The organism is Pectinatus frisingensis, assembly GCF_014076555.1.
In the GTDB taxonomy this organism is placed as follows: Bacteria; Bacillota; Negativicutes; order Selenomonadales; family Selenomonadaceae; genus Pectinatus; species Pectinatus frisingensis.
On the sequence record NZ_CP045424.1, the window covers coordinates 78,146 to 99,164 of the forward strand.

General features: G+C 36.8%; 24 protein-coding genes. 19 read left to right on the forward strand and 5 right to left on the reverse strand.

Going from position 1 to position 21,019, the window contains the following annotated elements:
• Positions 1–27: 27 nt before the first annotated feature.
• The 4 genes from cydD to F8M42_RS00365 all read left to right on the forward strand — a co-directional run bounded on the left by cydD (position 28) and on the right by F8M42_RS00365 (position 4,397).
• Positions 28–1,755, forward strand: coding sequence for a thiol reductant ABC exporter subunit CydD (gene cydD / locus F8M42_RS00350; RefSeq protein WP_182187462.1), 1,728 nt, complete (start codon positions 28–30; stop codon positions 1,753–1,755).
• Complete coding sequence (cydC, locus tag F8M42_RS00355) at positions 1,752–3,434, forward strand: thiol reductant ABC exporter subunit CydC (protein WP_182187463.1); 1,683 nt, start codon at positions 1,752–1,754, stop codon at positions 3,432–3,434. Before cydD ends, cydC begins: the two co-directional genes overlap by 4 nt.
• Before the next feature lie 67 nt (positions 3,435–3,501).
• Positions 3,502–4,047: an ECF transporter S component gene (locus F8M42_RS00360; protein ID WP_229711371.1), complete on the forward strand. Its 546-nt coding sequence runs from the start codon at positions 3,502–3,504 to the stop codon at positions 4,045–4,047.
• A 155-nt stretch (positions 4,048–4,202) separates the two neighbouring features.
• Positions 4,203–4,397, forward strand: coding sequence for a Na+ dependent nucleoside transporter N-terminal domain-containing protein (locus tag F8M42_RS00365; protein WP_182187464.1), 195 nt, complete (start codon positions 4,203–4,205; stop codon positions 4,395–4,397).
• Between the two features lie 14 nt (positions 4,398–4,411).
• Here F8M42_RS00365 and F8M42_RS00370 read toward each other — a convergent pair whose 3' ends face one another.
• A complete protein-coding gene (locus tag F8M42_RS00370) occupies positions 4,412–4,699 on the reverse strand; it encodes a Crp/Fnr family transcriptional regulator (protein ID WP_182187465.1) in 288 nt (95 codons plus the stop codon).
• Between the two features lie 5 nt (positions 4,700–4,704).
• Positions 4,705–4,926: a cyclic nucleotide-binding domain-containing protein gene (locus F8M42_RS13795; protein ID WP_182187466.1), complete on the reverse strand. Its 222-nt coding sequence runs from the start codon at positions 4,924–4,926 to the stop codon at positions 4,705–4,707.
• Positions 4,927–5,008: 82 nt separating this feature from the next.
• Here F8M42_RS13795 and deoD point away from each other — a divergent pair, with 82 nt between their 5' ends.
• Genes deoD through F8M42_RS00400 form a run of 5 tightly spaced genes read left to right on the forward strand, consistent with a single transcriptional unit; the run spans position 5,009 to position 9,971 of the window.
• A complete protein-coding gene (gene deoD / locus F8M42_RS00380; protein WP_182187467.1) occupies positions 5,009–5,713 on the forward strand; it encodes a purine-nucleoside phosphorylase in 705 nt (234 codons plus the stop codon).
• 14 nt (positions 5,714–5,727) lie between these two features.
• On the forward strand, positions 5,728–6,996 hold the full coding sequence (locus tag F8M42_RS00385; protein ID WP_229711372.1) for an NCS2 family permease: 1,269 nt from the start codon (positions 5,728–5,730) through the stop codon (positions 6,994–6,996).
• Between the two features lie 35 nt (positions 6,997–7,031).
• Positions 7,032–8,213 carry a phosphopentomutase gene (locus tag F8M42_RS00390; RefSeq protein ID WP_182187468.1) on the forward strand — a complete coding sequence of 394 codons (1,182 nt, stop codon included), beginning with the start codon at positions 7,032–7,034 and terminating at the stop codon, positions 8,211–8,213.
• 24 nt (positions 8,214–8,237) lie between these two features.
• Complete coding sequence (locus F8M42_RS00395) at positions 8,238–9,560, forward strand: pyrimidine-nucleoside phosphorylase (protein ID WP_182187469.1); 1,323 nt, start codon at positions 8,238–8,240, stop codon at positions 9,558–9,560.
• A gap of 15 nt (positions 9,561–9,575) precedes the next feature.
• Entirely contained in the window at positions 9,576–9,971 is a 396-nt protein-coding gene (locus F8M42_RS00400) for a cytidine deaminase (RefSeq protein ID WP_182187470.1), read from the forward strand.
• Positions 9,972–10,133: 162 nt separating this feature from the next.
• On the opposite strand, the gene F8M42_RS00405 is transcribed toward F8M42_RS00400, so the two are convergent.
• Positions 10,134–10,892: an SDR family oxidoreductase gene (locus tag F8M42_RS00405; protein WP_182187471.1), complete on the reverse strand. Its 759-nt coding sequence runs from the start codon at positions 10,890–10,892 to the stop codon at positions 10,134–10,136.
• A 101-nt stretch (positions 10,893–10,993) separates the two neighbouring features.
• Between F8M42_RS00405 and F8M42_RS00410 the strand changes: the two genes are divergently transcribed.
• Positions 10,994–11,368 (forward strand): MerR family transcriptional regulator, encoded by a 375-nt coding sequence (locus F8M42_RS00410; protein WP_182187472.1) that lies wholly within the window; start codon positions 10,994–10,996, stop codon positions 11,366–11,368.
• A 79-nt stretch (positions 11,369–11,447) separates the two neighbouring features.
• Here the strand turns inward: F8M42_RS00410 and F8M42_RS00415 are convergent, their stop codons facing one another.
• Positions 11,448–12,533 carry a haloacid dehalogenase-like hydrolase gene (locus tag F8M42_RS00415; RefSeq protein ID WP_182187473.1) on the reverse strand — a complete coding sequence of 362 codons (1,086 nt, stop codon included), beginning with the start codon at positions 12,531–12,533 and terminating at the stop codon, positions 11,448–11,450.
• A 219-nt stretch (positions 12,534–12,752) separates the two neighbouring features.
• On the opposite strand from F8M42_RS00415, the gene F8M42_RS00420 reads away from it, so the two are divergent.
• From F8M42_RS00420 to F8M42_RS00460, 9 genes are all read left to right on the forward strand, one after another.
• The gene (locus F8M42_RS00420) at positions 12,753–13,508 is read left to right on the forward strand and encodes a MurR/RpiR family transcriptional regulator (RefSeq protein WP_182187474.1); all 756 of its coding nucleotides are present in this window, start codon (positions 12,753–12,755) and stop codon (positions 13,506–13,508) included.
• A 146-nt stretch (positions 13,509–13,654) separates the two neighbouring features.
• Positions 13,655–14,506: a tagatose bisphosphate family class II aldolase gene (locus tag F8M42_RS00425; protein WP_182187475.1), complete on the forward strand. Its 852-nt coding sequence runs from the start codon at positions 13,655–13,657 to the stop codon at positions 14,504–14,506.
• Positions 14,507–14,523: 17 nt separating this feature from the next.
• Positions 14,524–15,438, forward strand: coding sequence for a 1-phosphofructokinase (pfkB, locus tag F8M42_RS00430; protein ID WP_182187476.1), 915 nt, complete (start codon positions 14,524–14,526; stop codon positions 15,436–15,438).
• Positions 15,439–15,463: 25 nt separating this feature from the next.
• Positions 15,464–15,892 (forward strand): PTS sugar transporter subunit IIA, encoded by a 429-nt coding sequence (locus F8M42_RS00435; protein WP_182187477.1) that lies wholly within the window; start codon positions 15,464–15,466, stop codon positions 15,890–15,892.
• A 12-nt stretch (positions 15,893–15,904) separates the two neighbouring features.
• Positions 15,905–16,381, forward strand: a complete 477-nt coding sequence (locus F8M42_RS00440; RefSeq protein WP_182187478.1) for a PTS sugar transporter subunit IIB — start codon at positions 15,905–15,907, stop codon at positions 16,379–16,381.
• A gap of 34 nt (positions 16,382–16,415) precedes the next feature.
• Positions 16,416–17,195 carry a PTS mannose/fructose/sorbose/N-acetylgalactosamine transporter subunit IIC gene (locus F8M42_RS00445; RefSeq protein WP_182187479.1) on the forward strand — a complete coding sequence of 260 codons (780 nt, stop codon included), beginning with the start codon at positions 16,416–16,418 and terminating at the stop codon, positions 17,193–17,195.
• 22 nt (positions 17,196–17,217) lie between these two features.
• Positions 17,218–18,042, forward strand: a complete 825-nt coding sequence (locus F8M42_RS00450; protein ID WP_182187480.1) for a PTS system mannose/fructose/sorbose family transporter subunit IID — start codon at positions 17,218–17,220, stop codon at positions 18,040–18,042.
• Between the two features lie 15 nt (positions 18,043–18,057).
• Positions 18,058–19,095: a zinc-dependent alcohol dehydrogenase gene (locus F8M42_RS00455; protein ID WP_229711373.1), complete on the forward strand. Its 1,038-nt coding sequence runs from the start codon at positions 18,058–18,060 to the stop codon at positions 19,093–19,095.
• Between the two features lie 41 nt (positions 19,096–19,136).
• Positions 19,137–19,913 carry an SDR family NAD(P)-dependent oxidoreductase gene (locus F8M42_RS00460; RefSeq protein WP_182187482.1) on the forward strand — a complete coding sequence of 259 codons (777 nt, stop codon included), beginning with the start codon at positions 19,137–19,139 and terminating at the stop codon, positions 19,911–19,913.
• A gap of 112 nt (positions 19,914–20,025) precedes the next feature.
• On the opposite strand, the gene F8M42_RS00465 is transcribed toward F8M42_RS00460, so the two are convergent.
• On the reverse strand, positions 20,026–20,988 hold the full coding sequence (locus tag F8M42_RS00465; RefSeq protein ID WP_182187483.1) for an NAD(P)/FAD-dependent oxidoreductase: 963 nt from the start codon (positions 20,986–20,988) through the stop codon (positions 20,026–20,028).
• Between the last annotated feature and the right edge of the window lie 31 nt (positions 20,989–21,019).

A 21,019-nucleotide genomic window follows, 5' to 3' on the forward strand; every position in this document is an offset into this window, starting at 1 on the left:
ATTATAAAGTGATAAGGAATTTCATTTATGTTTGATAAGAATTTGCTAAGTGAGTTACAGCCGTATAGATGCAAAATATATGCTATTATTTTAGCGGATATTGTTTTAGCAGGTGTAATTATCGCACGGTGTTATTATCTGGCAGATATAATCAATGGGATGTTATTCTTTCAATTAAGTTTACAAACAGCAGTACCACAGTTAGTACTGCTGTTTGTGCTTTTTTTGGCGGAAACGGGATTAGGATATGGGATACATGCTGTAACACATTCAATTTCTGTCGGCATTCGCAGACGCATACGTCGGGCGTTGGTGTACAAATTGAGTGAAAGCAGTCCACTTTCTTCTATATACGATAATACGGATTTGTTACCATTGCTAACCAGAGGAATTGATTCATTAGATGCATATTTTGCCCAGTTTTTACCGCAAATGATAGTCACTGTCGTGATACCGCTTGTTATACTTCCCGCAGCTTTTTATTGTGATTGGATATCTGGATTTATATTTCTATTGACAATGCCACTTATTCCATTTTTTATGATACTTATAGGTAAAAAGGCTCAAGTTGAAAATAATCGTCAATGGACAGCTTTATCGCGGCTTAGTGAGTTGTTTATGAATCTTTTGTCAGGAATGTCAGTTATTAAAGTTTATAATCAGACGAAAAATCAGTTAAAAAAAGCTGTAGATACCGGAGAACTATTTTCCCAAGCAGTTTTAAGAGTTTTGCGTATAGCTTTTTTGTCAGCATTTTTTTTGGAGTTGATTGCGACGCTGAGTATTGCAATAATAGCGGTAAACATCGGTTTTAGGTTATTATCAGGGCAAACGATTTTTTTAGCGGCATTTTTTATTTTATTATTGGCTCCGGAATTTTATAAACCACTGCGTCAAACTGGTAGTATGTTTCATCAGGCGATGGATGCTTTGACAAATTCACCTAAAATATATAATTTACTTGATGATAAGATTACCAGAGAACAGTTTTGTAAGAAAAAAATACATTTAGACTCTGCACCTTGTATTGTTTTTACCGGAGTGGGGTTTAATTATAATGCAAATCGGGAAAATGTTCTTCGTGATATCAACATGGAGTTTGCTGCCGGAAAAGTTACGGCGTTGATCGGTAGGAGTGGTGCTGGAAAATCAACTGTTTTCTCATTACTGATGAAATTTGCTAAGCCTGATAAAGGTAAAATATTGATAAATGGAGAGGATATAGGAACTATTGCAACTGATTCATTGCGGGAAAATATAGCATATGTAGCGCAGCGGGCATATATATTTAACGCAAGTATAAGGGAAAATATCTGTCTTGGCAGAAAAGTTAATGCTGAGAGATTGCAAAAAGCGATTAGCGCAGCAGGATTAACAAAGGTTATTGCGGCGATGCCACAGCAGCTTGATACCATTATCGGTGATGATAGTAGAAAATTGAGCAGTGGGCAGATGAGACGATTGTCTTTGGCACGGGCTTTTTTATCTGATGCTCCACTTTTACTACTTGATGAACCACTTGAAAGTCTTGATTCAATAACAGAAAAAGTGGTAAAAGAGGGAATTCGGCAACTGTCAGAAGGTAAAACGGTAGTAATTATTGCGCATCGTTTGGCATCAATAAAGCAGGCTGATGCCATATATGTGATGGACCGTGGAAAAATAGTTGAACATGGATCTGACAGTGAGTTGAAACGTAATAAGGCATTGTATTATAAAATGGTTAACAGTACAATGGGGGGAAGCCTGATTTGAAAGAAAAATTATGGCAGATGACAAGGCCGCTTTTGCCCATTATATTGTTGTCAGTATTGCTGGGATTTTTATGTGATATGAGTATAGTAGGTTTGATGGCGGCATCAGCATATTTGGTGACTAATGCAGCATTGCATACTCCTCTTTACATGCTTTCTTTGGCGATAACCGGTGTCAGGACCTGTGGTATTTTTCGTGCTGTATTTCGTTATGCTGAACGCTATATTTCCCATAATGCAGCTTTTTTAGTCTGGCAGCGACTCAGACAGGTAATATATATAAACGTGGCAAATGCTTTGCCATTCAGCAAGGAAGTTTTAAATAATGGTGACGTATTTACTATAGTGATAGAGTCCCTTGATGAGTTGCGTGATGCTGTTTTAAGATTAGTTTTACCACCAGTGGGTGGAATGTTGCTGACTGTTGCATTATTTTTATTCATACTGCCTTATAGTCTGGGGGCGGCGGTTGTTTTGGCTGCGGCATTTTTATCAATAGGGTTGTTGCTGCCTTATATTTTCTGCCCGCATAGGGAAAAACAAATTTCTTTGGAAGGAGAAATTTGTGAATATATTAATGGTGTAAGAGACATGGCTGCGTTTAATTACGGAAGGGTAAGAAGACAAATTACTAATGATAAAATTGACTTCTTGATCGGACAGGAAGAAAAAAGTTTTCATTTAGAAATTTTAGCAGGTACTATGGCTCAGGTCATAGCAGCAGCGGCAGTGGTTAGTATTTTGGCAATTTTTATAACGATATTACCGTATATCACTGCGGTAAAGGCAGCAGTATTGCTGCTGGCGGTACTGGCCGCTTTGGAAATATTGGTACCATTGTCCGGAATGGGAAAACAATGGAATAAGGCTGCATCAGCCATTGAACGACTTGATTCATTACTGCAGGTTCGCAATACAATGTTACCCATCCAACAGACAAAACGCATTCCAGATAAAAATTTGCTGACAGTTGAAAATATATCGTTTGGATATGATGAAAAAAATTTGTTTGACGGATTAAATTTTCATCTGCAGGTTGGAGAAAAAGTAGCGCTTGTGGGTGGCAGTGGAACTGGGAAGAGTACACTGGTAAATCTTTTAGTACGGCTTTTACCGTATAATGATGGGACTGTTTACTGGCATAACGATCCTTATAATGATATTCCTGTAGAAAAAATCAGAGAAAATATAAAAGTAGCCTTACAGGAACAGTATATTTTTGCGGCCAGCATCCGTGAAAATTTTCGGATACTTTATCCGTCAATAACTGATGAAGAGATATATAAGGCATTGATGGCAGCAGGTTTAAATGATTTTGTAACAAATACGCCACAAAAATTGGCAACTAAAACAGGACGCTCTGGCATGTTCTTGTCGGGAGGACAGCGTAAACGATTGATAATTGCTATAGCACTTGCCGGTAAAAGCGATATGCTTATTCTTGACGAACCGACAGCCGGGCTCGATGCTATAACAGCTCAGGAAATAATTGATACAATAGTGAATATTGGCAGACAACGTACAATTTTAGTAATAACACATGATTTGGCAGCCATTGAAAGATTTGATAAAGTATTAGTATTGGCAAATGGGCGCATCGTGCAAACTGGCCCACCGATGCAGCTCGCAACGGTTAAAGGACCGTTTGCTGCTATGCTGGCATATCGCAATGCAGTTTGATTATGTGTGTAATGAATGATATGACAGGATGATACAATAATAGAAGATGATGAACTGGGGATAATCTATGGAAAATAAAATAAGAATAAAAGTCTTGACGAGTATGTCAATGCTGATTGCCATATCTTTAGTATTAGTAGCTGCTGTTAATTTTCCGCTCATACCGGCTGCCCCTTATTTGAAGTACGATCCGGCGGATATTCCTATTTTGATAGGTACTTTTTTGTTTGGAACGTCGGCAGGAATTATATTAACAGCTTTTACTGCATTGCTGCAGGGAATATTGATTAGTACGGATGGCGGACCTATTGGCATTTTAATGCATTTTGCAGCAACGGGAAGTTTTGTCGTGATGGCAGGACTTTTGTATAATCATACTAGGACTAAACGTGCTGCTAAAGTTGCTCTGATCTGTGGTACAATAACGATGACCGTTGTAATGGTTGTGTTTAATTTGCTCATTACGCCATTTTTTCTTGGGGCATCAATAAAACAAGTAATTGAAATGCTGTTGCCGATAATAATCCCATTTAACTTGCTCAAGGCCGGTATTAATTCCATATTGGTATGGATTATTTATAAACCGGTCAGTCGGTTTATAAATAAAATATAATAATTATAATAAAAATAGACTTTTGCCATCAAGACAAAAGTCTATTTTTATTATAATTATTTTTAAAAGAGATACATGACCTTTTTTATGTGAATTTTATGTAATATATTTGGTAATGTAGATATTATAAAAATTCGTAAAAAGAGGTAAAAATTATGTTTTTTATAATAAACTGTTTCGATATAGTTATTTTTATGGCAATAGCAGTGTTATTTTCTAAGAAGAAAAAGTGTATTAATTGGCGCTCAGTCGGTATATTATTTGTGTTAAATATATTTGTAGCATGGTTTTTGACGCAATTTTCCGTAGGACGTCAGATTGTCAGTGCCGCTGCCGCTGGTTTTGTATAGCTGGTTGGAGCAACTTATAAAGAAATTGGATATTTTTTTATAGTCAGTGTAAAATAGCTTTTATCATACGGTAAGTGTTGGTCAATAAGATAATGCAAAAGTTTTTGTTTACCGGACATGAATTTAATAGTACCATTATTATTAGAGCTGGGGTACATTTTTGTGGCAACCAGCTGAGCCATCAGCAGTGAAAAGGAAGTATCACTTTCCAGCCAGTGCCAAAAAGTGGAAGTGGGCATGGATAAAGTGGTGCAAGGGGTAACAGCCTGCACATTTGCAGCATAAATGGGCTGTTCAGCCAAGCTTTCTACTTCGCCAATAAAACTGGGAGCTCCGAATTGGGCAAAAGTATACGTTGACCATTTTTGAATTTGCTGCTGACACTGACTATTCCTTTGATGAGAATATAAACATGCTGGACATCCTCACCTTTATAAAGGATTGTTTCACCAGCAGAGATATTTCTTTTAATCAGCTTACCTTGTATAGATTCGGGAATAGCATCTATAAGTTTGTACAACTGTTGCATGAAATCACTTCACTTAAAAAGATAACTATATTTTAACAACTATAAATTAATAAAACAATTTATTTAGAAGAGGAGACTTATCATGAGTACACATATTGAAGCTAAAAGTAATGAAATTGCCGAAAGAGTTTTATTACCAGGAGATCCATTGCGGGCTAAGTACATTGCCGAAACATTTTTAGATGATGTAAAGTGTTACAATAAGATACGAAATGCATTTGGCTATACAGGGCTGTATAAAGGGACGCCGGTTTCAGTACAGGGGACAGGCATGGGAATGCCCTCAATTTCAATATATACAAATGAGCTTATTAATGATTATGGTGTAAAAAAACTTATTCGTGTGGGTACTTGCGGTGCGGTAAACAATTCTATACGGGTACGTGATGTAGTAATTGCCCAAGGAACCACTACTGATTCAGGAATAGTGCTAAATACATTTGGAGCAGGAATAAATTACGCACCATTAGCCGATTTTTCACTTTTATATAAAGCCTACGAAGTGGCTGAAAATAATAAAATGCCAGTAAAAGTCGGTAATGTTCTTTCTGAAGATAGATTTTATAATGACGAGATAGATATTCCCAAATTGGCATCTTATGGGATATTGGCTGTGGAGATGGAAGCAGCAGCCTTGTACATGCTGGCAGCAAAATATCATGTGCAGGCATTAGCTGTTCTGACAGTCAGTAATCATTTGATTACGGGGGAAGAAACCACTGCTGAAGAACGAGAAAAATCATTTAATGATATGATAAAAATTGCTTTGGAAACGGTGAAAAAATAAAAGGAAGATAAGTGTTGACAACTATTGGAAATAAAAATAGAACAGATTTAAAGACAGAAATTATAGCGGGGACTACAGCATTTTTTGCTATATCATATATTATTATGGTGAATCCGCTTATTATGGCTGATGCAGGTGTTCCGATACAGCTTGGTGTATTTGCTACTGTCTTTGTTTCTATCATAGGTTGTTTAATGGCAGGAATATGGGCGGATGCACCGATTGTATTAGCACCAGGGATGGGAGTCAATGCGTTTTTTTCTTATACAGTAGTATTGAATATGGGATTCAGCTGGCGGGCAGCTTTGGGAATATCATTGACTTCCGGAGTGATTTTTACCATTATAGCCTGCACACCTTTGGCTGAAATTATTGCTGAAGCTGTACCACAGTCATTGAAACACGCTATTACCGCTGGTATAGGGATGTTTTTAGTTGAGATAGGACTGGAAAAAGGTGAATTAATAGAAACCGGAAAAAATTCGATTATTCAATTGGCATCACTGCAAAATTCGGCAGCAATACTAACGCTTTTAGGATTGGTATTGAGCATAATATTATATTTGCGTAAGGTAAGAGGTAATTTTTTCATTGCCATTGCAGTAGTCAGCATTATTGGTACTGCTATGGGAATTGGAACTGCTTCACCAATATCAGTCAGTTTAAACGATTTATGGTCATATAAGGATATTGTATGGCAGATGGATTTTACAAATATTTTTAGCCTTCGTTTTTGGTTGGCCGTTTTTTCAATGACGATGATATTAGTTTTCGATACAATTGGAATATTAGAAGGTATATTGCCGGATAATAAAAATTTTGGCAGAGCCTTTTCAATATCATCGATAGTAGTTGTATTTTCAAGCATGCTGGGAAGTTGTCCTACAGTCGTGGCAGCTGAAAGTGCAGCAGGAATTGCCAGTGGAGGGCGCAATGGCAAGATGGCAGTTACAGCAGGGATGCTATTTATTGCAGCGTTATTTTTTATACCGTTTTTAGGTTACATACCACCAAGTGCTATAGCACCGGTTATTATAATAACCGGCACGATGATGATGTGTCAGCTGCAATATGTAAAGTTTAATGATTTTACTGAATGGTTTCCGGTGCTTTTGTTAGTGATGATGATTACTTTTTCCGGCAGTATTTCTACAGGTCTGGCTTTTGGATTTATTATGTATCCGCTGATGAAGGTTTTTGCAGGTAAGGCAAGGCAGGTTCATCCTTTGGTATACGCATTAGGTTTGTTATTTCTTGTTGATTTATTTTCTGATTTTCAATAATCAATGATGGCAGTATTTTGTGTAGGAGGCAGTAAATGATGAAAGTGAAACGTGTATTTTTGATTGTTTTGGACAGCTGTGGTATCGGGGCAGAACCTGATGCCGCACAGTTTGGTGACAGTGATGATTGTAATACGCTGCACTCTATTACGACATCTCCATATTACGCAACACCAAATATGAAAAAAATAGGTTTATTTAATATCGATGGTATCGATTATATGGATAAAGAAGAAGGTCCAAGTGGTTCATTTGCCCGATTGAGAGAAAGATCAATGGGCAAGGATACAACTATTGGACATTGGGAAATCGCTGGAATAGTTTCATCGGAGCCATTGCCAACGTATCCCAATGGATTTCCAAATGAAGTTATAGATGAATTAGAAAATGCTTTTGGCAGGAAAATTCTGTGTAATAAGCCTTATTCAGGAACGCAGGTAATTCATGATTATGGGAAAGAACATGAGCAGACTGGTTCTTTAATCATCTATACATCAGCTGATAGTGTATTGCAGATTGCGGCTCATGAATCGATAGTGCCCTTGGAAAAATTGTATGAATATTGCCGAATTGCAAGGAAAATAATGCAGGGAGATCATTGTGTCGGACGCATTATAGCCAGACCTTTTGTTGGCAGGTTTCCCAATTATGAACGAACACCGCATCGTCATGATTTTTCTTTGCTTCCGCCGGCTGATACTATGCTGGATGTCCTGCAGAAAAATAATCTGGCTACTGTCTGTGTGGGGAAGATATCTGACATATTCGCCGCCCGGGGTGTAGGTCGTCATATCCCCATTGAGGGTAATGAGGACGGAATGAATAAGACGATAGCATTGCTGGATGATGATTTTCAGGGACTTTGTTTTGTTAATTTAGTGGATTTTGATATGAAATATGGACATCGGCGCGATGTTGACGGTTATGCCAGAGCGGCAACAGTGTTTGATAGACAATTGGGCAGTTTTATAAATAAAATGCATAATGACGATGTTTTGATGATAACAGCTGATCATGGTTGTGATCCTAAGGCTCCTGGAACTGATCACACGAGAGAATATGTACCGCTGCTCATTTATGGCAGGCCGATAAAAGCAGGGGTCAATTTGGGGACAAGGCCGACGTTTGCTGATGTTGCAGCGACAGTGACAGATTTTTTTGACGTTGAACTTATGACACAGGGTAAAAGTCTGACTGACAAAATATGGAATAGATGATTTATCTGTATGAGGTGAGTAATTATGCGAATATTTGATATTATTACCAAAAAAAAGCATGGTAATGTTTTAACTGATGCGGAAATTGAATATATGATCAATAAATTTGTTGGCGGAGAAATTGCTGATTATCAGATGGCAGCAATGTTGATGGCTATCTGGTTCGAGGGCATGAATGATCATGAGTTATCGGTTTTGACACAAGTGATGGCAAAATCAGGAGATACGATAGATCTATCAGCGATACAAGGGAAAAAAGTGGATAAACACAGTACAGGTGGTGTAGGTGATAAAACTACTTTGGTAATTGTACCGATTGTTGCTGCCTGTGGAGGTAAAGTCGCTAAAATGTCCGGCCGCGGCTTGGGACATACTGGTGGGACAATAGATAAAATGGAAGCAATTCCCGGTATGAGGACGGCACTTACTCAAAAGGAATTTTTTGCTGTTGTCAACAAAATCGGTGCAGCAGTAATTGGACAAACGGGTAATCTGGCTCCGGCTGATAAGAAAATATATGCACTACGTGACGTGACAGCAACTGTGGATAGCATTCCGTTGATTGCATCATCGATTATGAGCAAAAAATTGGCTGCAGGCAGTGATTGTATATTGCTTGATGTAAAAACAGGCAGCGGTGCTTTCATGAAAACTTTGGACGATTCTATTGAACTGGCACAAAAGATGGTTGCAATTGGTGAACATGCCGGACGGAAGATGGCGGCTGTTATCACTGATATGGATGTTCCATTAGGACATGCAGTTGGTAATTCATTAGAAATAATAGAAGTGATTGATACACTGCGGGGTAATGGTCCGGAAGATTTGACTGAAATATGTTTACAGTTGGCAGCCAATATGCTTTATCTTGTGGATAAAGGCAGTTTGGCTGAATGCCGGATAATGGCAGAAAAATCTATTGCTGATGGCAGCGCATTGGAAAAATTTATTGAAATGGTCGCGGCCCAAGGCGGTGATACCAGTGTGCTGAAAAATACGGATAAGTTTGCCAAGGCGCCGTATAGTAAAGAAGTGTTGGCTGATAAAACAGGATATATTACCAAAATGGATGCTGAAAAATGTGGCGTAGCTTCAGTTGTACTGGGAGCTGGACGTGAAATTAAGGATGCTCCTATTGACTTTTCAGCAGGTATAATAATCAAAAAGAAATATGGACAATATGTGCGGAAAGAAGAAAGTCTGGCGACACTTTACACATCTCAAAAAAATACATTGGAACAAGCAGAAAATATGTATGAGGAAGCAATACAAATAGGTAATGAAAAACCACCGGCAATACCATTGATATTTGCACGTATTGAAAAGGATAAGGTTGAAAAATTGTAAATGGGCGAGAGATATATGCAGACTGATAATTTAATTGAGGCTGCAAAAAAGGCGCGGGAATTTTCTTATAGTCCGTATTCTAAATTTAAAGTCGGCGCAGCGGTGCTGGCTAAAAGCGGAAAGATTTATAGTGGCTGTAATATTGAAAATGCATCATATGGCATTACTAATTGTGCGGAACGGACGGCAATATTTAAGGCTGTTTCGGCAGGCGAAAGAGAATTCACAGCGTTGGCGGTGATTGCTGATGCAGATGGGCCGGTAGCACCATGCGGTGCATGTCGTCAGGTGATAGCTGAGTTTAATATTGGGCAGATAATCATGGCAAATTTAAAAGGGAATATTAAGATAGTAACTTTGGAGGAACTGCTGCCATTTTCTTTTTCTGCTAGTGATTTTGCAGATGCTTAAACCAAAAGGGGCGTCGTATGTAACTGAGCCCATTCATAAATATGCAATAACTCACTTCCTTTATCTGCCCTTAAAAAGGACAGGAAACCGCATCACGGCAGTGAACTGCATCTTTATGACAGACAAGTCCATGCGATACCCCTTTTGCATAATCTGAGTCAATCAGCGGGTAGTATAACCACCATTGGCAAATATAGTCTGGCCATTTATCCACCAGCCATCACCAGTTAAAAATAATATAATTGGAACAATGTCTTCGACTTTAGTCAGATTGTTTCCTAGTGCCTGCGATTTATGAAAAGCAACTCGTTCAGGAGTTTCCTGACCATAGAAGAATGGCGTATCCATTGGCCCAGGGGCTATGGTGTTTACGGATATTCCACGTGCCATAAATTCTTTCGAAGCGGCTCGGGTATAATGTTCGAGTGGAGCTTTATTGCCGGCATAAGTGGAGTATCCATCTGTATAAGCAGCTAATAACGAGGTGGTTATACTGATGATTTTCCCATTATCATTCATATGTTTTTCGGCTTCTTTGATGAAAAAATAAGCTATTTTGTTATTTACATTATCCATTTGGTCAAATTCTTTTTCTGTTGTATCAGCAATTGGTTTTCGCAGTACTTTGCCAATGGTATTTATGGCAATATCAATTTTCCCATAAGTTTTTTCAGCAAAATCAAATAAATTTTTAAGATCGTCAGCACTTTTTAAATCTGCTTGGTAAAGGACTGCTTTTCCGTTCAGTGACTGTATTTTAGCCAAAAGCTGATCAGCCAGGGGCTGATCAGTAATACTATGATAATGGATTACAACTTTGGCACCTTGTTTGATAAATGCCTGGGCCGAAAGCCCGCCTAAATTTTTGATACCACCTGTTATTACAACGACTTTATTTTTAAATGAGAGAAACTTAGCCATTTACATCATCTCCTGTTGGTGTAATAATTATTTTGGAAATATTATAAACTTCCTGATTCAATACTACTACCTAGAGTTGACTGGAGGTCAAGTGAAAAAGTATGTATTTTAAAATAGGTGAAGCAGCAAGACGTACGGGATTATCAATATATACAATCCGCTATTATGATAAAGAAAAATTACTTAGTTTTTTAAAACGTGATAAAAATGGACAAAGAATTTTCGATGAAGATGGATTACTTTATCTGGGGATGATTTGCTGTCTAAAGGATACAGGGATGCCGATAAAAGATATTCGGCATTTTATTGAATGGAGTATGGCTGGGGAAACGACAATTGATAAACGGGAATGTTTACTGCGGGAACATAAACAAAAAATTCTTGAAAAAATTGTCAAGATGAATGGACAATTATTACAAGTGGAAAACAAGTTAAAAATGTACGCAAGACAGAAGAAAAGTATAAATGATGACTAAAATAAAAATCGACTTTCTAAATGATTATAGAAGGTCGATTTTTATTAATAGTTTTCGTTAAATCGCAGTCAGTAAGAAATTATTTATTTGTTATGACAGCCTTTTTTACACCTGGGCCATAAATAGTTTTAAAATCATTCTTCATTGAAATTACTGTCCAGCCATTGTCCTTAGCACTTTTAGCCATAGCATCAGCTTTCTGTTGATTGCCAAACTCGCGGCTGGTATCATCACAAAGTAAAGTAAAAGCAGCACTCTTGTATTTGTTATTTGTGATAGTGTACTGGTACATACTAAAATCACCGCTGCTGTTGCCGAAGGCTAATATTGGCTGTTTGCCTATTTCTCTGGCAATATTAGAAACCTTGTTCATTTTAACATTTTTAAGTATGAAATCACCGCGAACTAATTGATCATCCTTAGAATAGACATAATCGAGACCGTCTTTGCCATTTTGATGAGAAGCTAGGATAGCGGTATCGGTACCGATGATATTGTTGGGAGCAATTTTTAAAACTCCGTCAACAAGTACACGCAAAGCAGGTCTGTCAGTACCAGATACGATATAGACAGTAAAGTCGTTTGATTGTAAGTAGGAGACTACTTCAACCATTGGCATATAGAATGATTCACCGCGTTTAAGATTAATCATTCCTTCTGCAGGAGTCTGCATAAAATCACGGACGTATTTGGTATATTCAGGGAAAGTCATATTGGAAAACGCTTTCGCTTGAGAAATAGCTTCATCCCGTTCCATTTCCGGCGGCATATGACCCTCTTTGATAGCGTCTTTAACTGCGAGAGCTTCAGTACGAACATCTGCTGGTGGTGTATATGTGGGATCATCCAGAACACGATGCAGATACATCATCCATTCAAAATAAGATGGAGTCGTTTCACAAATTAATGTACCATCCAGGTCAAAAACTGCGATACGATCTTGCACAGGGACGAAATCAGGACTTTTCTTGTTGGTAATGTCTTTGACATAATTGACTAGTATCTGCTTGGCAGGGGAATTGTCCGTCCAATATTTGAAATCACCTGCTTGGGAGACATGAATACTAGACAGTTCTTCTCTGGATGCTGCTTGTGTGTAAACTGTGATGCCAATTATCATTGTAATTGCAATGATAAAAGAACACAGTTTTCTCAAATTTTTCATTTCCTTCCTCCTCTAAATATTATGAATATATTGTATATTATAACATAATAAGCAATAAAAAATCAAAAAACAACATAATAAGGATATACATTTGATAAATTTTAGGATAAAAAAATCAGAAAATAGCAGCGAGGTTTATATCAAAGGAAAATATGCATTGAATAAGTTAACCATTTATAATATAGTAAAATTAATTAAATAAATATGGGAGAGTTTTATATGTTGATAAATATTGACAGGCATATAATGGAAACACTGTCAAAAACTGAAGTCTCTATTATTCAATACATAAATGACAATGAAAAAGAATTGTCCAGTATGTCGATTGTGGACATTGCATTTGAGACTTTTACTTCACCGGCAACTGTTTCCAGGGCTATCAGAAAATGTGGTATAAATGGATTCAACGAATTGCGATATAAACTGAATTTGCCAAAAGATAATAAAGATTTAATAAGTATAAATGAAATAATGAAAAAAACATTAGTAGAGGCAAATGAAGTTTTACAAAGGATATCATTAAAAGACGTATTGGATGTGGTAAATGAAATAACGGGAGCTGTTGATAAACAAATTTATGTTTTTGGCAGAGGACCTACAGAACAGGTAGTGCGTGAATTTGCTTTGCGGCTGCAATTGCTGGGATATAATGTGCTGGCCACGGAAGACCCTACGATTATGGTTAAATTAAGCCAACGTTCCAATAATCAGCTGGTTATATTATTTTCGTTAAAGGGAGAAACCCGGGAACTTATAAAAGTGGCAGAAAATTGTTATTTGAACAAGGTAAATCTGGTGGTTATAACTTGTGCCTCCAGCAGTCCACTGCTAAAATATGCATCACATTACCTGCTGGGATATTATCATAAGAAAATTGCTATTAAAGAATTTGATGTTACCTCGCGTATTCCATTGTCGATGATTTCACGTATAATAATTGATTATTTAGTAGAAAAAAATAATGATAAAGTATAAAAAAAGAAAAGTGTTATAAGCGTTATATTAATTACTTATGCTGTAATTAATATAACGCTTTTTTCGTTTTTCAAATTGCGAAAAGATTTTCATAATTAATTATTTTATAATGACACCATAAGATGAAATGAATAGGAGTGGTAATAGTGATATTATCAACAAAACAGATGCTCATTGATGCACAGGAAAAAAATTATGCTGTTCCTGCCTTTAACATTCATAATATGGAAACATTGCAGGTTGTTGTAAACGTGGCGGCTAGAATGAAGTCACCGTTGATTATTGCTGCTACACCGTCAACTGTAGAATATGCAGGTGCTGCGTATTTGGTAGCAATGGCTCAAGTAGCTGCTGCGGAAACAACCATACCTGTTGCTGTTCATTTGGATCATTTTGAAGATATAGGAAAAATAAAGCAATCAATTGATGCGGGGGTTAGATCTTGTATGATAGATGCTTCAAAATTACCATTTGAGGAAAATATAATTAAAACTAAAGAAGTAGTAAAATATGCACATCGTTATGATACTACTGTTGAAGCAGAATTAGGTAAGCTTGTAGGAATCGAAGACGATGTGGTGGTAGATGAAAAAAATGCTGTTTATACCGATCCGGATAACGCAGTTGAATTTGTAAAAGCCACTAAAGTAGATTCACTGGCTGTAGCGATAGGTACGGCTCATGGATTATATAAGGGAAAACCTAAACTTGATTTTATCCGGCTCAAAGCTATTAAGAGTAAGATTGCCATTCCCTTGGTATTACATGGAGCATCAGATGTACCTGATGAATTAGTGGAAAAAGCTATTGGGCTGGGAATATGCAAAGTAAATATAGCAACTGATTTGAAAATACCTTTTTCACAGGCGGTAAAAGAATATTTTATCAATAATCCGGAAGCAAATGATCCACGCAAATACATGACACCGGGGAAAAAGGCAATGGAAAAAGTAGTAGAACATAAAATTAATGTTTGTAAAAGTGCAGGTAGATATTGATTTAAGGAGAATGATGAATGATTTATACCTTGACGATGAACCCTGCTATTGACTTCAACATGACAGGAGAAAATATTAAGAAGAATTATGTAAATAGAACATGGAACCCAGTATATACTCCAAATGGCAAAGGGGTGAATGTATCGATTGTATTAAAACATTTTAATTATAAATCAATTGTCATGGGATTTTTCGGTGGATTCAGCGGCAGATATATTGTGGATGCATTAGAAAATATCGGTATTGCAGTAAATCCGGTATGGATTGATGATATTACAAGAATAAATGTTTTTTTAAATGACGGAACTGATGAGTATAAGTTTGTCAATAAAGGGCCGTTTATTAAACCGACGAAGCAGATGGAGATGTTAAATGAGATAAAAAATCTTTGCGATTGTGAATACCTGTTGATAAGCGGCAGCCTGCCACCTGGGATAAAAGATGTATATTATGAACAAATAGCTCAAATATGTCGAGAAAAAGAAATAAGACTGATATTAGATATAAGCTCTCCTAAGATGAAAGATTTGCTGAAATACAGACCTTTTCTAATAAAACCGAATGATGATGAAGTCAAGGAAATCTTTGGTTATGAACTTGACACGAATAAAAAAATCATTGTCGCATTGCAGAATCTTATTGCCCAAGGGGCGCAGAATATTTTGCTTACGATGGGAGACAAAGGAGCCTATTTTACAGATGGAAGCCAAATATATTATTCAACAGCACAAAAAATAAAATTACTCAGTTCTGCCTGTGCTGGTGATTCGGCTTTGGCAGCATTCTTGAGTGAATTTTTGCAGGGGGGTGAAGTCGAACTGGCATTGAAGAAATCTGCGGCGACAGGTGCTAATGTTGCTGAAAGTAATGCTTTAGGAGATTTTTCTAATGTGGAAAAATATATAAATAATATAAATGTGATAAAATTGTAAATAATTTGAAAGGGAGGTCATATAATTGATTGGTATTTTATTGGTAACGCATGGTGGTTTTGCCGACGGATTAAAAAGTGCTGTTGAATTGATTGCCGGCAAGCAAGAACAATTTCAAACGGTAGGACTTTATTACGGAGACAGCATGGAGAAATTTACTGATAAGATTTTGGAAACGATAAATAATCTTAATTGTGATAAGGGTGTTTTAGTGTTTGTGGATATCTTAGGAGGTTCACCATCTAATGTAATTTTGAAACTGTTGAAAGATAATAATTTTAAAGCTATTGCCGGTGTTAATATGCCTATGGTATGTCATGCTGTATTATCGAGAAAATCAGATATAGAGCTGGAGGAACTTTTTAAAGATTGTCTTTTAGTTGGGAAAGATGCATTGATTTCATTAAATAATGTATTTTCTGATATGCAGGAAGATATTAAAAATGATTTTTAGGGGGAGTTTATAGTGAAAAATGTGGTATTGATCAGAATAGATGATCGACTTATTCATGGACAAGTTATGACATCGTGGCTCAATTTTACCCAAGCAACCAAAATAATGGTAATTGATGATGAAGTGGCAGCAGATCCATTTATGAAAAATATTTTAAAAAATGCAGTGCCAGGGAATATTGGATTAGGTGTTTTTTCAGTTGATAGGGCGGCTGAACGATTAATAAAAGGATTCAAGGATGGGGATAACGTTATTATTCTGGTTAAATTTCCAAAGACAGTATCGAAGCTGATTGAAAAAGGAATTAAATTTGATTGTATAAATATAGGTGGTATGGGAGCTAATATAAATAGGCATCAATTTTATAAAAATATATCAGCATCAGATGAGGAGCGTGAGATATTTAAAAAAATACTGGATAGTGGCTGCAAATTAGAAATACAGATTATTGCTGAAGATAAAAAAATTAATGTCGCAAAATATTTGTAAATTTCAAATTTTTATTAAAAGGAGAGAAGTTAGTATGGAAATTTCTGTATTACAGGCATTTTTGATTGGTATAGTTTATTATTTGGGTATTAATGGGACACCTTGGTTGACGTGCATGGGAAGCACTATTATACAAAAACCACTTGTTTCAGGGCTTATTGTTGGAATAATTTTAGGTGATCCATTGGCAGGAGCAATAATTGGTGCAGCAATAAATTTACCATTTATTGCTTATATTTCAGCAGGTGGTGCTCCACCAACTGATCCTGGGTTGGCCGGAACTTTAGGAACTGCACTGGCATTGGCAGCAGGAGTAAGTCCTGCTGTTGCAATAACTATAGCTGTTCCATTAGGTTTATTGGGCACAATAATTTGGGTGGTGCATATGACTGTAGATGTATTTTTTGTTCATATGATTGATAAATGCGCACTGAATGGAGATATGAAAAAAGCTTGTTTTCTGCACGTCGTACCTCCACAGATAATAGCTTTTATAATAGGGGTAATTCCTGTTGCACTTGGTTGTTATTATGGTGCTGGTGTAGTGTCGAATATTATTGCAACACTAGATGGAACACCTCTCAAAGTACTTGAAGTAATAGGTGGAATTCTTCCTGCTATTGGTATTGCGATGAATTTACGGGCTATAAGTAAACCAGGTATTCTTTTATGGTTTATTTTAGGATTTGTGGTTACAGTATATTTAGGACTTACAACTATGCCTGTTGCCATTATTGCTGGGATAGTTGCTTATTTATACACAGGATTAACAGCAAATGCTGCCACAGTATCTGCAGCTGATGATGACTTTTAATAATAAGGGAGAAAATATTAATATGGAAAATAAAGTCAGTCTTAGTAAAAAGGATGTTCTCAGTGCTTTTTGGAAATGGACGTTTTTTTCTCATGCCAATTATAACTATGAACGTTTGCAGGCAAGTGGTGTTTTGTTTTCTATGTCACATTTGCCTAAGAAATTGTATCCTGGTGATGAAAAAGCCCAGAAAGCTTTTATGCAACGTCATATGCAATTTTATAATACAGAACCACATTTTGGCGGTATAATAAACGGCATGGTTTTATCTATGGAAGAAGCTAGAGCTAACGGAGCTGATATTCCAGATGACGCTATCAATAGTGTGAAGACAGGACTGATGGGACCATTTGCTGGAATTGGTGATACTTTATGGCAGGGAACATTACAACCAATATTACTTGCAGTTGGTATAGGTATTGCTTCAGCAGGAAATATGCTTGGTGCAGCAGTATTTGGAGTGACAGAAGCTATAATAATGCTTACGATTGCCTATATTATGTACATGCGTGGTTATAAAACTGGTAAAGAAGGTGTACAGGCAATTTTAAGCGGAGGGAAAATGAAACAACTTATAGCAGCAGCTTCTATAATGGGGGCGACTGTGTTGGGATCATTGACCGCTAGTTATGTAAAAGCACAGTCAACGATGAATATACCTTTGGGGCAAGCTCAATTGTCTTTGCAAACAGATATATTGGATAAATTATTTAAAGGCATGATTCCTTTGGGAATTACTTTGCTGACATTATATCTGTTAAAGGATAAACAGTTAAAATCAACTACAGTTATGGGAATATTAGTTATAATAGGAATTATATTGGGTGTAACGGGAATTGTTGGTTAAAGGAGTAAGATGGTAATGAAAACAGCGGTATTTACGGGAATTAGAAAAGTGGAGTTACAAGAATGCGAAACTCCGCATGTAAGTGGTAATAAAGTTTTAGTTAAGGTCAATTCCTGTGCAATATGTACATGGGAGCAAAGAGTTTATACAGGGGTAAATAAGGTTGAATTTCCTTTTATTGGGGGGCATGAAATCGCTGGTGAAATTGCGGCACTTGGTGAAAATGTCAATAAAATTGAGTGGGGTGTTGGTGATAAAGTAGTTGTAGGTGCTACATTGCAGTGTCGTAATTGTTATTATTGTAAAACGGGGAATTCGCAAAGTTGTGAGCATTTTGACCATAGTGCTCATTTGGAAGGATTACCATATAAAGGAATGGGCGGATTAAGTGAGTATTTATTGGTATCACCTGATTGTATATTTAAATATAAAAATGTAACTCCAAATGAGGCTTGTATCATAGAACCGCTGTCATGCGTAATTCATAGTGTAGAAACAGCAAATGTGCAAATGGGTGATTTTGTATTGATCATTGGTTGCGGAATTATGGGATTGATTCACACGATATTGTGTCAAAAACGAGGAGCCGCGGTAATAGTTTCAGATGTGAATGAAGCAAGATTAGAATTGGCTAAGAAATTGGGTGCAATATGTACGATTAATCCGGCAAAAATCGATTTGAGTGAAGCGGTAAAAGATATCACGGGAGGAATAAAAGCACAGGTGGTTTTTGATACAACACCTATTCCTACAGTGGTGCAGGATACTTTTGGATGTGTCAGCAATGCGGGAAAGATTGTCTTGTACAGTTCTATTCATCCAGCAGAACCGGTTTTGTTCGATCCTAATTGGGTGCATGGAAAATCAATACAAATATTGGGAACAGCTAATTCCAATGATCGCGATTTTATGCGGGCAGCGCAAATGGTATCAGAACATGTAATTGATTTAAAACCATTCATAAGTGAAATATATCCGATAGAAAAGATAGAGAAAGCATTTGAATCAGCGGCTAAAGCGGATAAATTCAGAGTAGTAGTAAATTTTTCGTGAATTGAAATAAAATTTATTTCCTAAAGGATGATGGAATATATATGCCAATAAAAAATAAATCAGTGGTAATAACAGGTGCTGGCAGTGGTATAGGAGCTTTTATAGCAAAAGCATTTTCACAAAAAGGGGCTAATGTATCATTACTAGACATAAACGAAGAGGGGCTCAATAACAGTTATGATGAAATAAATAAAATGGGAAGGATATGTTTAAAACAAAAAATAGATATAACATCTAAAAATGATGTATTTGGTGCAGGAAATACAATTATTAATAAATTTGGTAAAATCGATGTTTGGATAAATTGCGCGGGAATTTCAATTATTATTCCTTTTTTGGAGTGTACTGAAGAGATATGGGATAAGACACTGGCGGTAAATTTAAAGGGAATGTATTTAGGATGTCAATGTGCTGTGTCCAAAATGCTTAAAAATGGGGGAGGTAGTATTATTAATTTTTCGTCGCAATCGGGCAAAAAAGGTGGTGCAAGATATCAGGCATATTGTGCAAGTAAGGCAGGGGTTATTGGTTTAACACAATCAGTGGCTGTGGAGTTTGCCAAGCAAAACATTAGAGTAAATGCTATTTGCCCAGGTGTTGTTAAGACACCTATGTGGGATAGACAAATAGGTGATTATGCCCAAAAACGGAAGTTGAAACCAGAAGAGGTTATGCCTTATTTTTGCGGGACTATTCCTATGGGACGGGTTTGTGAATATCAAGAAGTCGCTGATTTGGCATTTTATCTGGCGGGAGAAAAATCATCATATATCACGGGACAAGCAATAAATCTTACTGGTGGAAGTCTAATGAGTTAATCATAATCATTGCAAGTATATTGTTATTAAATAGCGGAATATAAACAAATGGACTGTATGCACTTTTTCTGTGCGACAGTCCATTTGTTTTTGATAATAGTATATAAAGAATTTATATATCAGGTAGGTTATTTGTAATTGAGTCGATATATTTACCGGCTGTTATTGCTGCAGTGGCACCATCACCTATGGCTGTGGCTATTTGTCTCACTGTTTTTTCGCGTATGTCACCAGCGGCAAATATACCGGGCCTGCTTGTCTGCATTTGTTCATTTGTTTTAATATAACCGGCAGAAGAGCAATTTATCTGATGGGCAAATATTTCACTGTCAGGAGTGTAGCCAATAAATAAAAAACAGCGATCAATCGGCAGCGTTTCTTCGCTGCCGGTAAGTGTATCTTTTAAAGAAACAGAATCTAAGTAAGTGTCTCCGTTAAAAGAACTAACGGATTTGTTCCAAATGAAGCTAAGTTTGGGATTGTTTTTGGCTTCAGATTGGATTGCTTTGCCGGCTTTTAATTGTGATTCATCTTTACGAACTGCGATAAAAATTTTCTTTGCGAATTTGCTTAAGAATATGGCCTCTTCCAAAGCGGCATTACCACTGCCGACGACCAAAATTGTTTTATTTTCACAGGCTGCGGCATCACAGGTGGCACAAAAGGAAATGCCCTTATCAAAAAGGAATTTTTCCTCGTTTTTTGCATTGGTAAGACGGGGAATTCCTCCAGCGGTGATGATTATTGACTTGGCATGGTAAATGGTGCGGAAGGTATCTACGGTATAGTCGTTTTGAGTGGAGAAATTTACTTTTTTAGCAGCAGTAAGTTTAAATTCTGCACCGAGTAACTTGGCTTGTTCATGAAATAATTTTGTGAGAGCCAGTCCGGTTATTCCCGATGGGAATCCGGGGTAATTGATAATTTCACTGCTGGATGAAGCTGATCCTCCGATAAATGATTTTTCCAAGACCAATGTTTTTAATTTTGCTCTTCCTGTATAAATGGCAGCAGTTAAACCGGCCGGTCCGCCACCGATAATTATGATATCATAGTATGCATGTTTTTTCTTCATTAAGGAACCTCACAATAAAAAATGGTTAAGT

Coding starts and splice junctions, on each gene's coding strand:
- cydD (WP_182187462.1), top strand. CDS start 28: ATGTTTGATAAGAATTTGCTAAGTGAGTTACAGCCGTATAGATGCAAA.
- F8M42_RS00360 (WP_229711371.1), top strand. CDS start 3,502: ATGGAAAATAAAATAAGAATAAAAGTCTTGACGAGTATGTCAATGCTG.
- F8M42_RS00365 (WP_182187464.1), top strand. CDS start 4,203: ATGTTTTTTATAATAAACTGTTTCGATATAGTTATTTTTATGGCAATA.
- F8M42_RS13795 (WP_182187466.1), bottom strand. CDS start 4,926: ATGCAACAGTTGTACAAACTTATAGATGCTATTCCCGAATCTATACAA.
- deoD (WP_182187467.1), top strand. CDS start 5,009: ATGAGTACACATATTGAAGCTAAAAGTAATGAAATTGCCGAAAGAGTT.
- F8M42_RS00390 (WP_182187468.1), top strand. CDS start 7,032: ATGATGAAAGTGAAACGTGTATTTTTGATTGTTTTGGACAGCTGTGGT.
- F8M42_RS00395 (WP_182187469.1), top strand. CDS start 8,238: ATGCGAATATTTGATATTATTACCAAAAAAAAGCATGGTAATGTTTTA.
- F8M42_RS00400 (WP_182187470.1), top strand. CDS start 9,576: ATGCAGACTGATAATTTAATTGAGGCTGCAAAAAAGGCGCGGGAATTT.
- F8M42_RS00405 (WP_182187471.1), bottom strand. CDS start 10,892: ATGGCTAAGTTTCTCTCATTTAAAAATAAAGTCGTTGTAATAACAGGT.
- F8M42_RS00410 (WP_182187472.1), top strand. CDS start 10,994: ATGTATTTTAAAATAGGTGAAGCAGCAAGACGTACGGGATTATCAATA.
- F8M42_RS00415 (WP_182187473.1), bottom strand. CDS start 12,533: ATGAAAAATTTGAGAAAACTGTGTTCTTTTATCATTGCAATTACAATG.
- F8M42_RS00420 (WP_182187474.1), top strand. CDS start 12,753: ATGTTGATAAATATTGACAGGCATATAATGGAAACACTGTCAAAAACT.
- pfkB (WP_182187476.1), top strand. CDS start 14,524: ATGATTTATACCTTGACGATGAACCCTGCTATTGACTTCAACATGACA.
- F8M42_RS00445 (WP_182187479.1), top strand. CDS start 16,416: ATGGAAATTTCTGTATTACAGGCATTTTTGATTGGTATAGTTTATTAT.
- F8M42_RS00450 (WP_182187480.1), top strand. CDS start 17,218: ATGGAAAATAAAGTCAGTCTTAGTAAAAAGGATGTTCTCAGTGCTTTT.
- F8M42_RS00455 (WP_229711373.1), top strand. CDS start 18,058: ATGAAAACAGCGGTATTTACGGGAATTAGAAAAGTGGAGTTACAAGAA.
- F8M42_RS00460 (WP_182187482.1), top strand. CDS start 19,137: ATGCCAATAAAAAATAAATCAGTGGTAATAACAGGTGCTGGCAGTGGT.
- F8M42_RS00465 (WP_182187483.1), bottom strand. CDS start 20,988: ATGAAGAAAAAACATGCATACTATGATATCATAATTATCGGTGGCGGA.